Annotated in this window: 12 protein-coding genes; 3 read left to right on the plus strand and 9 right to left on the minus strand. The window is 53.7% G+C overall.

What is annotated here, in order from left to right:
* Positions 1-13: 13 nt before the first annotated feature.
* On the plus strand, positions 14-1,030 hold the full coding sequence (lplA, locus tag HV237_RS20430; RefSeq protein ID WP_016155635.1) for a lipoate--protein ligase LplA: 1,017 nt from the start codon (positions 14-16) through the stop codon (positions 1,028-1,030).
* Between the two features lie 84 nt (positions 1,031-1,114).
* Here the strand turns inward: lplA and deoD are convergent, their stop codons facing one another.
* The 4 genes from deoD to deoC form a co-directional block, all read right to left on the minus strand.
* On the minus strand, positions 1,115-1,834 hold the full coding sequence (gene deoD, locus HV237_RS20435) for a purine-nucleoside phosphorylase (RefSeq protein ID WP_000224864.1): 720 nt from the start codon (positions 1,832-1,834) through the stop codon (positions 1,115-1,117).
* 199 nt (positions 1,835-2,033) lie between these two features.
* Positions 2,034-3,257, minus strand: coding sequence for a phosphopentomutase (gene deoB, locus HV237_RS20440; RefSeq protein ID WP_016151610.1), 1,224 nt, complete (start codon positions 3,255-3,257; stop codon positions 2,034-2,036).
* Positions 3,258-3,307: 50 nt separating this feature from the next.
* Positions 3,308-4,630 carry a thymidine phosphorylase gene (gene deoA / locus HV237_RS20445; RefSeq protein WP_016151609.1) on the minus strand — a complete coding sequence of 441 codons (1,323 nt, stop codon included), beginning with the start codon at positions 4,628-4,630 and terminating at the stop codon, positions 3,308-3,310.
* A gap of 179 nt (positions 4,631-4,809) precedes the next feature.
* Positions 4,810-5,589: a deoxyribose-phosphate aldolase gene (deoC, locus tag HV237_RS20450; RefSeq protein WP_016155634.1), complete on the minus strand. Its 780-nt coding sequence runs from the start codon at positions 5,587-5,589 to the stop codon at positions 4,810-4,812.
* Positions 5,590-5,850: 261 nt separating this feature from the next.
* Between deoC and HV237_RS20455 the strand changes: the two genes are divergently transcribed.
* Together HV237_RS20455 and HV237_RS20460 are read left to right on the plus strand one after the other, a co-directional pair.
* Positions 5,851-7,401: a YjjI family glycine radical enzyme gene (locus HV237_RS20455; RefSeq protein ID WP_047358374.1), complete on the plus strand. Its 1,551-nt coding sequence runs from the start codon at positions 5,851-5,853 to the stop codon at positions 7,399-7,401.
* On the plus strand, positions 7,373-8,236 hold the full coding sequence (locus HV237_RS20460; protein ID WP_047358375.1) for a YjjW family glycine radical enzyme activase: 864 nt from the start codon (positions 7,373-7,375) through the stop codon (positions 8,234-8,236). Before HV237_RS20455 ends, HV237_RS20460 begins: the two co-directional genes overlap by 29 nt.
* Before the next feature lie 32 nt (positions 8,237-8,268).
* Here the strand turns inward: HV237_RS20460 and HV237_RS20465 are convergent, their stop codons facing one another.
* The 5 genes from HV237_RS20465 to prfC all read right to left on the minus strand — a co-directional run bounded on the left by HV237_RS20465 (position 8,269) and on the right by prfC (position 13,163).
* A complete protein-coding gene (locus HV237_RS20465) occupies positions 8,269-9,045 on the minus strand; it encodes a metal-dependent hydrolase (RefSeq protein ID WP_047358376.1) in 777 nt (258 codons plus the stop codon).
* Positions 9,042-10,115 (minus strand): patatin family protein, encoded by a 1,074-nt coding sequence (locus tag HV237_RS20470; protein WP_016151604.1) that lies wholly within the window; start codon positions 10,113-10,115, stop codon positions 9,042-9,044. Before HV237_RS20470 ends, HV237_RS20465 begins: the two co-directional genes overlap by 4 nt.
* Positions 10,116-10,360: 245 nt before the next feature.
* Positions 10,361-10,522: a DUF1328 family protein gene (locus HV237_RS20475; protein WP_003019081.1), complete on the minus strand. Its 162-nt coding sequence runs from the start codon at positions 10,520-10,522 to the stop codon at positions 10,361-10,363.
* Between the two features lie 127 nt (positions 10,523-10,649).
* The gene (gene osmY, locus HV237_RS20480; RefSeq protein ID WP_016151602.1) at positions 10,650-11,267 is read right to left on the minus strand and encodes a molecular chaperone OsmY; all 618 of its coding nucleotides are present in this window, start codon (positions 11,265-11,267) and stop codon (positions 10,650-10,652) included.
* Positions 11,268-11,573: 306 nt separating this feature from the next.
* Positions 11,574-13,163: a peptide chain release factor 3 gene (gene prfC / locus HV237_RS20485; protein ID WP_047358377.1), complete on the minus strand. Its 1,590-nt coding sequence runs from the start codon at positions 13,161-13,163 to the stop codon at positions 11,574-11,576.
* Positions 13,164-13,170 lie beyond the last annotated feature (7 nt).

Consider the following 13,170-nt stretch of genomic DNA (forward strand, 5'->3'; position numbering starts at 1 on the left):
AAGGAAATCGACCATGACGACACTACGCCTGCTTATCTCAGACTCTTACGATCCGTGGTTTAACCTCGCGGTCGAAGAGTGCATTTTTCGCCAGATGCCCGCCACGCAGCGCGTCCTGTTCTTGTGGCGTAACGCCGATACGGTGGTGATTGGCCGGGCGCAAAACCCGTGGAAAGAGTGTAATACCCGCCGTATGGAAGAAGACAACGTGCGGCTCGCCCGTCGCAGCAGCGGCGGCGGCGCGGTGTTCCATGACTTAGGCAATACCTGCTTTACCTTTATGGCCGGTAAACCGGAGTACGACAAAACCATCTCTACCGCTATTGTCCTCCATGCCCTGAACGCGCTGGGCGTAGACGCCGACGCCTCCGGGCGTAACGATCTGGTCGTGAAAACGCCAGACGGCGATCGCAAAGTTTCCGGCTCTGCTTATCGGGAAACGAAAGACCGCGGATTCCACCACGGCACGCTGTTGTTGAACGCCGATCTCAGCCGCCTGGCAAACTATCTCAATCCGGATAAAAAGAAACTCGCCGCCAAAGGCATCACCTCGGTTCGCTCACGCGTAGCGAATCTAACGGAGCTGTTGCCGGGCATCACCCATCAACAGGTCTGTCAGGCCATCACGGAAGCCTTTTTTGCCCACTACGGCGAACGTGTCGAAGCGGAAATTATCTCGCCGGACAAAACCCCGGATCTGCCGAACTTTGCCGAAACCTTTGCCCGTCAGAGCAGTTGGGAGTGGAATTTTGGTCAGGCGCCTGCGTTCTCGCATCTCCTGGACGAGCGTTTCACCTGGGGCGGCGTTGAGCTGCATTTCGACGTGGAAAAAGGTCATATCACCCGTACGCAGGTCTTTACCGACAGCCTCAATCCCGCGCCGTTAGAAGCGCTGGCGGGTCGTCTGCAGGGGTGTTTGTACCGTGCTGATATGCTGCAACAGGAGTGCGAAGCGCTGCTGGTTGATTTCCCAGGGCAGGAGAAAGAGTTACGCGAGCTATCAGCGTGGATTGCCAGTGCAGTGAGCTAAACGCTGGCCTGAAAATGCCGGATGGCGGTCCGGCATACATCGATTGTAGCCCGGTAAGCGCAGCGCTACCGGGCATCACAACACTTACTCTTTATCGCCCAGCAGAACGGATTCCAGTGCGATTTTGATCATGTCGTTGAAGGTCGTCTGACGTTCAGCGGCAGTGGTCTGCTCGTGAGTACGGATATGGTCGGACACGGTGCAGATGGTCAGCGCTTTCGCACCAAACTCAGCCGCAACGCCGTAGATACCCGCCGCTTCCATTTCCACGCCCAGCACGCCGTATTTTTCCATTACGTCGAACATTTCGCCGTCCGGAGAGTAGAACAGGTCAGCGGAGAACAGGTTGCCCACGCGCGCGTCTACGCCCAGCGCTTTTGCCGCATCAACTGCATTACGCACCATGTCGAAGTCAGCGATAGCTGCGAAGTCATGATCTTTAAAACGGATACGGTTTACTTTGGAGTCGGTGCAGGCGCCCATACCGATAACCACGTCACGCAGTTTAACGTCCATACGCACAGCGCCGCAGGAGCCTACGCGAATGATTTTCTTCACGCCAAAATCGGTGATCAGCTCTTTGGTGTAGATAGAGCAGGACGGGATACCCATCCCGTGACCCATAACGGAGATCTTACGGCCTTTGTAAGTACCGGTGAAACCTAACATGCCGCGAACGTTGTTCACTTCACGAACATCTTCGAGGAAAGTTTCAGCAATATGCTTTGCGCGCAGCGGGTCGCCCGGCATCAATACGACGTCAGCGAAATCACCCATTTCTGCATTAATATGTGGAGTTGCCATCTTCAGTTCCCTTTTGATTTATTGTTTTTGTCGGGGGGGTAGCAATGCCTTACCCAACCGACAAAACGAATTCAAATACCCTAAGGATTTCGCGTTGTAGGAAGGCGACGAATTCGGAACCCCCGGGAGCATAGATTACCTATGTGACCGGGGTGAGCGAATGAAGTCAACGCATCTACAGCGCGAAAGACAACGGGTATCACAGCATGTTTTTACCGTAGTCCATCGGCGATGTACCAAAGTAGCTCGCCAGCGTCTGGCCAATATCCGCGAAAGTTTCACGGTGGCCTAAAGAACCTGGTTTCACTTTCGGGCCGTAAACCAGCACCGGAATGTGCTCACGGGTGTGGTCAGTGCCGGTCCAGCTCGGGTCACAGCCGTGGTCAGCGGTCAGGATCAGAATGTCATCTTCACCCACCAGTTCCATCAGTTCAGGTAAACGGCGGTCGAACAGTTCCAGACCTGCAGCGTAACCAGCGATATCGCGACGATGTCCCCAGGAAGAGTCGAAATCAACGAAGTTAGTGAAGACGATGGTCTTATCACCCGCTTCTTTCATCTCTTTGATGGTGGCGTCGAACAGCGCGTCCAGGCCGGTAGCTTTCACTTTTTTGGTGATGCCGCAGTTAGCGTAAATATCCGCGATTTTACCGACGGAAACCACGTGACCGTCTTTCTCGTCGACCAGTTTCTGCAGCACAGTCGGTGCTGGCGGCTCAACGGCCAGATCGTGACGGTTACCGGTACGCTGGAAATTACCCGCTTTATCACCGATAAACGGACGCGCGATAACACGACCGATGTTGTAACCACCTTCGGTCAGTTCTTCACGAGCGATTTCACACAGTTCGTAGAGTTTATCCAGGCCAAAAGTCTCTTCGTGACAGGCAATCTGGAACACGGAGTCTGCAGAAGTATAGAAAATCGGCTTGCCGGTTTTCATATGCTCTTCACCCAGTTGATCCAGGATCACGGTACCGGAAGAGTGGCAGTTGCCGAGGTAGCCCGGCAGGTTGGCACGTTTGACCAGTTTATCCAGCAGTTCCTGCGGGAAGCTGTTGTCATGATCGGAGAAATAACCCCAGTCAAACAGAACCGGAACACCCGCGATTTCCCAGTGGCCAGACGGCGTGTCTTTCCCGGAAGAGAGTTCATGCGCCCAGGCGTAGGCACCAATCACTTCCGCGTTACCGTCCATACCAGCAGCAATTTTACCGGTAGAACCTTCGTGAGCTTTCACCAGGCCCAGACGGGTCAGGTTAGGCAGATTCAGTGGACCTTTGCGACCCTTGTCAGCTTCGCCTTTCGCACAGGCTTCTGCAATGTGTCCCATAGTGTCTGAGCCTACGTCGCCAAAGCGATCCGCATCTTCAGTCGCACCAATACCAAAGGAGTCCAGCACCATAATAAATGCACGTTTCATCTTGTTCTCCAACATCTGCGCCGCAAAAAAGCGATCAGATCAGTATACAGTTATTCGGTAATACGACGATAGACTGTCGGTGTAATTTCTGGCGCTTTATCGTCAAGGCTAATTGCCGCTTTGACCGCTTTCGCCGCTTCCTGCCAGCTGGCTTCGTCTTTGGCGTGGATCACCGCCAGCGGACGCTGTCCGTCTACGCTGTCGCCCAGACGCGCCATGTCGCTAAAGCCAACGCTGTAATCAATGGTGTCCGAAGCCTGACGACGACCGCCGCCCATGGAAACAACCGCCATTCCCAGCGCACGGGTATCCATAGCGCTGACAAAACCTTCGGTATCAGCATATACCGCTTTGCTGAGCATTGCCGTCGGCAGGTACTTCGCATAATTTTCGACGAAATCGGTCGGGCCTTTCTGCGCCGCAACCATGCGACCAAAAATCTCTGCCGCTTTGCCGTTATCCAGCACCGCCTGCAATTTCGCACGGGCTTCGGCATCATCTTTCGCCAGATTGCCGGAGATCAGCATTTCCACGCACAGCGCCATCGTGACGTCTAACAGACGTGGATTGCGGTATTCACCTGTCAGGAACTGCACCGCTTCGCGGACTTCAACCGCGTTACCTGCGCTGGATGCCAGTACCTGGTTCATATCGGTTAACAGCGCGGTGGTACGTACACCCGCCCCGTTCGCCACGCCGACAATCGCTTCGGCAAGCGCTTCAGAAAGCTCATAGGTCGGCATAAAGGCGCCGCTGCCTACTTTCACATCCATCACCAGCGCATCCAGCCCTTCCGCCAGCTTTTTCGCCAGGATAGAGCCGGTAATCAGCGGGATGGAATCCACCGTCGCGGTAATATCGCGGGTGGCATAAAAACGTTTGTCCGCCGGTGCGAGCGAGCTGGTTTGCCCAATAATCGCCACACCCACGTCTTTAATAATTTCACGGAAACGCGCGTCGTCCGGGAAGATGTCAAACCCTGGGATGGCTTCCAGTTTATCGAGCGTACCGCCGGTATGACCCAGACCACGTCCGGAGATCATCGGAATATAGCCGCCACATGCAGCGACCATCGGGCCTAACATCAGTGACGTTACGTCACCCACGCCGCCGGTAGAGTGTTTATCCACAATCGGGCCGTTCAGCTGCAGGCTTTTCCAGTCCAGCACGGTTCCTGAATCACGCATTGCCATGGTCAGCGAAACACGCTCAGGCATTGTCATATCGTGGAAGAAAATGGTCATCGCCAGGGCGGCGATTTGCCCTTCAGAGATGGTGTTGTCGCGAATCCCATTGATAAAGAAACGAATCTCTTCATCGCTCAGCGCATGACCATCACGTTTTTTACGAATAATTTCTTGTGCGAGAAACATGGTAACCCCCGATAAATCAGGTTAAATGCAGCGGAAAACCCACTGCAATGAATGATTACTCTAAACAATTCGAGTCGCAGGAAGCGGCAAGGAAGCTCATCCCCAGGCGCTTACTACAGTAAGTGACTGGGGTGAGGGAGTGCAGCTAACGCACCTGCGGCTTGCAGTATGACGAGTAATTAGTAGCTGCTTGCGCTCTTACCATCGCCGTGACCCAGCGCTTTCAGCAGGCTCGCCAGCAGGCTGGATGCGCCAAAACGATAGTGACGGGAATCGGCCCAGTCAGCGCCAAACAGTTCGTCGGCAATCGCCAGGAACTGCTGTGCATCTTCTGCGGTACGCACGCCGCCTGCCGGTTTGAAACCTACAGTTTTAGAAACGCCCATGTCGCGGATCACTTCCATCATGATGCGTGCGCTTTCCGGCGTCGCATTTACCGGCACTTTACCGGTAGAGGTTTTGATGAAATCAGCACCCGCTTTGATGGAGATTTCAGATGCTTTACGGATAAGACTCTCTTCTTTCAGCTCACCGGTTTCGATGATCACTTTCAGCAGCACGTTTGCCGCCGCACACGCATCTTTACATGCTTTAACCAGATCAAAACCAACCTGCTCGTTACCGGCGATCAGGGCACGGTAAGGGAACACCACGTCAACTTCATCCGCGCCGTAGGCAATCGCCGCGCGGGTTTCAGCCAGCGCAATCTCGATGTCGTCGTTGCCGTGCGGGAAGTTGGTCACGGTTGCAATACGGATGTCCGGAGTACCTTGCTCTTTCAGCGTCTTACGCGCGATAGGGATGAAACGCGGATAGATGCAAATAGCGGCAGTGTTGCCTACCGGGGTCTTCGCCTGATGACACAGCGCGATCACTTTTTCATTGGTGTCGTCGTCATTCAGGGTGGTCAGGTCCATCAGTTTCAGTGCACGCAGGCTGCTTGCTGTTAAATCGGTCATAACATTCTCCAACGGCATCGCCGTATAAAATTTCACCTTGCGAGTTTGTTAGTATTCTAACATCCGCTCGCTATTACACTTCGATATACATCACAGTTAATGAAAACCACATACAGATTTGCATTACTCTAATGAGATCTACTTCAAATAAATTACCTTTCAAGAAGGGATGCGGTGGCATCAGGCGCATCCGGATCAAAGGTTGTGGCGGCGTTGCTTTCTACAATGGCGTTACACCTTCGGGATAAAAAGGAATCAACGATGCCCACTTCAAGCGAACTCGCGCTGCAACAGCGTTGCCAACAAATCGTGACCAGTCCGGTGCTCAGCCCTGAGCAGAAACGCCACTTCCTGGCGCTGGAGGCTGAAAACGCGCTGCCTTACCCGCAACTACCTGCTGAGGCTCGCCAGGCGCTGGATGACGGGGTGATCTGCGATATGTATGAAGGTCATGCCCCGTTCAAACCGCGCTATGTTTTACCCGACTACGCGCGTTTTCTGGCCAACGGTTCCTCATGGCTGGAACTGGAAGGAGCCAGGGATCTTGATGACGCGTTATCCTTACTCACCATCCTGTATCACCACGTTCCGTCAGTCACCTCGATGCCGGTCTATCTCGGCCAGCTCGACGTTCTGCTGCAACCGTATGTTAGAATTCTAACACAAGATGAGATCGATATTCGAATAAAACGTTTCTGGCGTTATCTCGACAGAACCCTGCCAGACGCATTTATGCATGCCAATATCGGCCCCGCAGATACGCCTGTCACCCGTGCAATTTTACGCGCAGACGCAGAGTTAAAGCAGGTTTCGCCTAATCTGACGTTCATTTATGATCCGCAAATTACACCTGACGACCTGCTGCTCAACGTGGCGCAAAATATCTGCGAGTGCAGTAAGCCGCACATTTCCAACGGCCCCGAAAATGATAAAATTTTCACAAAAGGTCAGTATGGCGTCGTCAGCTGTTACAACTCGTTGCCGCTCGCCGGGGGTGGAAGCACGCTGGTCAGGCTCAATCTGAAAGCCATCGCAGAGCGCAGCACCTCTGTCGATGACTTCTTTACGCGCACCCTACCGCACTATTGCCAGCAGCAAATCGCCATCATTGATTCACGATGTGAATTCCTCTATGAAAAATCACATTTCTTTGAGAATAGCTTCCTGGTGCAGGAAGGGTTGATTGATCCCGAACGTTTTGTCCCTATGTTCGGCATGTATGGCCTGGCGGAGGCGGTGAATCTGCTGTGCGATAAGGCGGGGCAGAATGCTCGCTACGGAAAAGACGAGGTCGCCAATCAGCTCGGCTATCGCATCAGCGCCCAACTGGCGGAGTTTGTAGAAAGTAGCCCGGTGAAATTTGGCTGGAAGCAGCGCGCAATGCTGCACGCACAGTCAGGGATCAGTTCTGACATCGGCACCACGCCGGGCGCGCGTCTGCCCTACGGCGATGAGCCGGATCCGATCACTCACCTGCAAACCGTCGCGCCGCATCATGCGTATTATCACGCTGGGATCAGCGACATTCTCACGCTGGATGAAACCATCAAGCGCAATCCTCAGGCGCTGGTGCAATTGTGCCTCGGGGCGTTTAAAGCTGGGATGCGTGAGTTTACTGCCAACGTGAGTGGTAACGATCTGGTCCGCGTCACCGGCTATATGGTACGCCTGTCGGATCTGGAAAAATATCGCGCCGAAGGTTCACGCACCAACACCACCTGGCTGGGCGAAGAAGCCGCGCGCAATACCCGCATTCTGGAACGACAACCTCGCGTGATTAGCCATGAACAGCAGATGCGCTTCAGTAAGTAAGATCATTCCTTTCTCCTGCGTCGACGGGCCGGGCAGTCGCCTGGCTCTGTTTCTGCAAGGATGTAACCTGCGCTGTAAAAATTGCCACAATCCGTGGACGATGGGACGCTGCAACGACTGCGGGGAATGTGTCCTGCATTGCCCGCATGAGGCGCTGAGCCTGAGTGCGGGGAAAGTGAGATGGCAATCCGACGTATGTCAGCAGTGCGATACCTGCCTGCACATGTGCCCACAGCAGGCCACGCCGATGGCGCAAACCCTGAGCGTTGATGAAGTGCTGCAGCATATTCGCAAGGCGGTGCTGTTTATTGAAGGAATTACGGTCAGCGGCGGCGAAGCAACCACCCAGTTGCCGTTTATCGTGGCGCTGTTTAACGCGATCAAAACCGATCCGCAGCTGCAACACCTGACCTGCATGGTAGACAGCAATGGCATGCTGAGCGAAACCGGCTGGCAAAAACTGCTGCCGGTATGCGACGGCGTAATGCTCGATTTAAAAGCCTGGGATAGCGCGTGTCATCGACAGTTGACTGGCCGCGATAACACGCTGATTAAACAAAGCATTACCTTTTTGTCCGGGCAGGGAAAACTTGCGGAACTGCGCCTGCTGGTTATTCCTGGCCACGTGGATTATCTACAGCATATCGATGCACTGGCGGCGTTTATCAAACGTTCAGGTGATGTACCAGTGCGGCTAAATGCCTTTCATGCGCACGGGGTGTACGGCGAAGCGAAGGACTGGCCGAGCGCCACGCCTGAGGATGTGGAGCAACTGGCGCAAGGATTGCGCGAGCGCGGGGTGGATAATTTGATCTTCCCGGCGCTGTACCTGTGATTGCCGGATGCGACGCATCCGTCGTCCGGCAATTAAAAATCAAATAACGCCGTCGTATTGCGATACAGCGCATCAGCGATAACATCCGCAGGTTCCGAGCGCAGCTCGCAGAGGACATCAAAGACTCTGACCACCTGCTCCGGGCGATTCGGCTGTCCCTGAAAGCCGTTGAGCGGCATATCCGGCGCGTCAGTTTCCAGCAGCAGTGAGTCCAGCGGCAGTTGCGCCATTACCTCTCTGGTTTTACTGGCGCGCGGATAGGTAATGGTGCCGCCCACGCCAATTTTGTAGCCCAGTTGCACAAAACGTTCGGCCTGCTGCACGCTCCCGGAAAATCCATGCACCACGCCGGTTCGCGGTAAAGCATGGCGTTTCAGGTGCATCGCCAGCTTGTCATGAGTGCGCCGCGAATGCAGGATCACCGGCAGTTCGTAACGCTTCGCCAGCTTAAGCTGCGCTTCCAGCAGCCGCTCTTGCTTATCGAATTGCGGATCGTCCCGATAAAGATCCAGCCCAATCTCACCTACCGCCACCAGCTTTTGCGGACGCTTATCCAGCGCCTGCTGCAACTGCTCCAGGCAGTCATCGCTATGTTGCTCAATAACAATGGGGTGCAGCCCCAGGGCGGCAAACAATGGAGGGTAATTTTCCGCTAACGCCAGTACACGGGAAAAATTTGCCGCCTGGGTGGCCGGAACGATAATGCTTTGCACGCCGACGTCAGTCGCGCCCTGAATACTGGCAGATTCATCGCCCGTAAACGGCGGAAAATCAAAGTGACAATGCGTATCAATAAAACGATAACTCACGCCAAATCCTCATTATTAAACGTCGTGTCGTTAGCCTGAGGCGCATTGGTCACCACGGGGGCGTGAGCGTCGTTAGCCACCGGCGCAGGTGGAACCACGACCGGTCCCGGCACCACAATCTTCGGCGTCTGACGAGGCAGCGGCGCATTTTTCGCCAGCAGCTTACCGACGGTTGCCAGGAAGTAACGACCACACAGGCGTCCGGTCTTGTAATCTTCCCGCAGCGCCGGAATACGGCTTCCTAATGCCATGCTATGGAGCGGTTTGGGCGGGTAGATCTCAAAGATACGCAGCTTGCCCGGCGGTTTCTCAATAAAACTCTGAATCGCGCGATAGCTGGCTTCATGGTGCTGGACCAGATTCAGCAGCGGTTGCAGGCTGCTTTCGCCCAGCCAGCGTTCCATACGCTTGAACCACTGCGGGGTATAATACATTTGCGAAGGCACGGTGCGGATAACCACCAGCGTTTTTGCCCCCTGCTTCGCCGCTTCCTGCACGGGAATGGCGTCGCTGACTCCTCCATCGAGATAATTCACACCATCCAGCGCAACCCCTGCGCGGTAGAACCCTGGAATCGCGCTGGAGGCACGAATAAGATCGAGCCAGTTTTGCCGGTTCGGCGAAAAATAGCCAGGCGTGTAGTCATCGCCCCGACAGGCGCACATATAAAACGATTTCCCTGCGGCAAACAGACGCTCGGCGTTATCCATCGCCAGCGGCATCTGGGACGCGGTCGAATCCACTAGCCAATCGAGATCGATTAAATTTCCCCCGCGCACAAAGCGCACCGGGTCAAAAAATTCACGTCGAGTAGTGTAACGCATGATGACTTTACGACCGTAACCCGGCTGGTTACAAAGATAGGCTGAAAGGTTTTGCGCACCAGCGGAGGTCCCGTAGAAAAGATCAAAAGGATTGAACTGCGCGCGCATGAATTCATCCAATACGCCAGCGGTGAAGATGCCTCTTTGTCCGCCGCCCTCACACACCAGCGCCATACTGCCTGGTTGAAACGGACGTAACGATAACGGCGCAATATTACCGAGCGTGACGGGTATTCTCTGCCCCACCTCTGCCTTCCTGTTGTTTTTGTAATAGAACAACAAAGTAACGCAAATTGCCTGATGCTAAAACCGTAAAAGCCAGTCCGGTGGACTGGCTTAGTAGCAAGTTATCTTTACGGTTAATCCCCAAAATAATTCGAGTCACAAGAAGGCGGCAAGGGCGTGAATCCCGACCAGCTTACTCTGGTAAGTGATACGGGCGAGCACGCGTAGCCCACGCACCTTTAACTTGAAGAATAAAGGGGATGTCGCTAGGGCCGTTTACGACCTGTAAACAGGCTGACCAGAAACAGAATGATCCCCACCACAAAAACAATTTTCGCTGCGCCAGCAGCGGTACCCGCCAGTCCACCAAAACCCAGTGCAGCGGCAATTAACGCGATAACCAGAAATATGATGCCCCATCGAAACATGCGCTTCTCCTTTACCATAGTTAATGTCACCGCTTGATATGAGCACTCAGGCTGCCCATCGGCGATATTTTCAGTGTGGTGCACAACACGCCTCCCGACAAACGTCGGGAGGACGAATTAAGTCTAATTAGTGAGTTTTAAGATCGTTTTTGACGCTTTTCACGCCATCAATCGCTTTGGCGATGCTCTCAGCGCGATCGCTTTGAGCCTGTGATTCAACGGTTCCTGAAAGCTGTACCACGCCATCGGTGGTTTCAACTTTCACTTTGCGGGAAGGGACAATATCATCGGCCAGCAGCTTGGCTTTTACCTCACTGGTGATTGCCGTATCGCCCGCATAGCCTTTTACAGAAGTGTCTTTGCTATCACGTACGTGCAGTTTGTCGCTAACGGAGGTCACACCCTCAACGCCTTTGGCGACTTTAACTGCCTCTTCGGCCTGTGCCTGGCTTTCAACAAACCCGCTTAGCGTCACCACCTTCTGGTCGGTTTTAACGGAAATGTCGGTGCTCTTAATGCTATCGTGATCCACCAGCGCGGCTTTTACTTTCGCAGTGATGGTGCTGTCATCCATGAAATTACCGACTTTGTTCATGGAGCTATCGACTTTCTGCCCCGCACTTTCGACGCCGGATTGCGTTTTATCCGTCGTGGAGTTTTCTGCATAAGCAGAACCCGTTGCAACAGCGGAGGTCAGCATCACGGCCAGCAGCGTTTTAGAAATCTTAAGTCCTGTCATTGTCATCGATGTATTCCTGTATGTTTGCTAAAAGCTGCGCTCTGCCGTAAAACGGCTTGAGCCAGCAACTAATCTTGTAAGTGGAATAAATATCAGCAATAGAAGCTGCAACAGGCAGCCTAAAAAGCATTTAACGCCGACATTTATGTCATCACATTGTTAAATATAGTTCAGGATTTCGTGATCGCAGTCCAGATTGACTAAAAAACGTGCAAACAAAAGAAAAACGAGAGGTTTTAAGAACATTCCGCAAGGGATTTAAAAGACAGGAAAAGTTGTAGGGCACGGCGGATACCGTGCCCTGAAGGTCGATTAGTGTTCGCGCGTTTTGCGGAACTGAACGTCAGGGTAACGTTCCTGGGTGAGATTCAGGTTAACCATGGTCGGCGCGATATAAGTGAGGTTATCGCCGCCATCCAGCGCCAGCTGAATTTCGTTTTTACGCTTGAATTCTTCGAATTTCTTCGCGTCAGAACACTCTACCCAGCGTGCTGTCGCTACGTTGACCGACTCATAAATCGCTTCAACGTTGTATTCGCTCTTCAGTCGTGAAACCACCACGTCGAACTGCAGCACACCAACAGCGCCCACGATCAGATCGTTATTAGCGATCGGACGGAAAACCTGCACTGCGCCCTCTTCGGACAGCTGAACCAGCCCTTTCAGCAGCTGTTTCTGCTTCAACGGATCCTTCAGACGAATGCGACGGAACAGCTCCGGCGCGAAGTTCGGAATACCGGTGAACTTCATCATTTCGCCTTGGGTAAAGGTATCGCCAATCTGGATAGTGCCGTGGTTGTGCAGACCCAGAATATCGCCCGGATACGCTTCTTCCACGTGAGAACGGTCACCGGCCATAAAAGTCAGCGCATCGGAGATAACCACGTCTTTACCAATGCGCACCTGGCGCATTTTCATACCTTTCTCGTACTTGCCGGACACCACGCGCATAAACGCCACGCGGTCACGGTGTTTCGGGTCCATGTTGGCCTGAATTTTAAACACGAAGCCGGTGAACTTCTCTTCTGAGGCTTCAACGACACGGGTGTCGGTTTTACGCGGCATCGGCGCAGGCGCCCACTCCACTAAGCCATCCAGCATATGATCAACGCCGAAGTTACCGAGCGCGGTACCGAAGAATACCGGGGTGATTTCGCCCGCGAGGAACAGCTCATGGTCGAACTCGTTAGACGCGCCCTGCACCAGCTCCAGCTCGTCGCGCAGCTGCTGCGCCAGGTCTTCCCCCACGGCGGCATCGAGTTCCGGGTTGTTCAGACCTTTAACAATGCGCACTTCCTGAATGGTGTGGCCTTTACCCGTCTGGTACAGGTAAGTTTCGTCTTTATATAGGTGATAGACGCCTTTGAACAACTTACCGCAGCCAATCGGCCAGGTGATCGGCGCACAGCCGATTTTCAGTTCATTCTCGACTTCATCCAGCAGCTCCATCGGATCGCGGATGTCACGGTCGAGTTTGTTCATAAAGGTCAGGATCGGGGTATCACGCAGACGGGTAACTTCCATCAGCTTACGGGTCCGGTCTTCAACACCTTTTGCGGCGTCGATGACCATCAGGCAGCAGTCCACCGCCGTCAGAGTACGGTATGTATCTTCAGAGAAGTCTTCGTGCCCTGGGGTGTCCAGCAGGTTTACCAGGCAGTCATGATATGGAAACTGCATCACAGAGGTGGTAATGGAGATACCACGCTGTTTTTCCATTTCCATCCAGTCAGATTTCGCATGCTGGCTGGAGCCACGGCCTTTTACCGTACCGGCGGTCTGAATCGCCTGTCCGAATAACAGTACCTTTTCAGTAATTGTCGTTTTACCGGCATCCGGGTGAGAAATAATGGCAAAAGTGCGGCGTTTGGCCACCTCTTGCAAATAAGGAGACAACGTCATAGTCAAA

This window comes from Citrobacter sp. RHBSTW-00570 (assembly GCF_013739755.1).
Classification (GTDB): Bacteria; Pseudomonadota; Gammaproteobacteria; order Enterobacterales; family Enterobacteriaceae; genus Citrobacter; species Citrobacter braakii.

Excerpts from the sequence above, each read along its gene's own strand:
- lplA (WP_016155635.1), top strand. The coding sequence starts at position 14 with ATGACGACACTACGCCTGCTTATCTCAGACTCTTACGATCCGTGGTTT.
- deoD (WP_000224864.1), bottom strand. The coding sequence starts at position 1,834 with ATGGCAACTCCACATATTAATGCAGAAATGGGTGATTTCGCTGACGTC.
- deoB (WP_016151610.1), bottom strand. The coding sequence starts at position 3,257 with ATGAAACGTGCATTTATTATGGTGCTGGACTCCTTTGGTATTGGTGCG.
- deoA (WP_016151609.1), bottom strand. The coding sequence starts at position 4,630 with ATGTTTCTCGCACAAGAAATTATTCGTAAAAAACGTGATGGTCATGCG.
- deoC (WP_016155634.1), bottom strand. The coding sequence starts at position 5,589 with ATGACCGATTTAACAGCAAGCAGCCTGCGTGCACTGAAACTGATGGAC.
- HV237_RS20455 (WP_047358374.1), top strand. The coding sequence starts at position 5,851 with ATGCCCACTTCAAGCGAACTCGCGCTGCAACAGCGTTGCCAACAAATC.
- HV237_RS20460 (WP_047358375.1), top strand. The coding sequence starts at position 7,373 with ATGAACAGCAGATGCGCTTCAGTAAGTAAGATCATTCCTTTCTCCTGC.
- HV237_RS20475 (WP_003019081.1), bottom strand. The coding sequence starts at position 10,522 with ATGTTTCGATGGGGCATCATATTTCTGGTTATCGCGTTAATTGCCGCT.
- osmY (WP_016151602.1), bottom strand. The coding sequence starts at position 11,267 with ATGACAATGACAGGACTTAAGATTTCTAAAACGCTGCTGGCCGTGATG.
- prfC (WP_047358377.1), bottom strand. The coding sequence starts at position 13,163 with ATGACGTTGTCTCCTTATTTGCAAGAGGTGGCCAAACGCCGCACTTTT.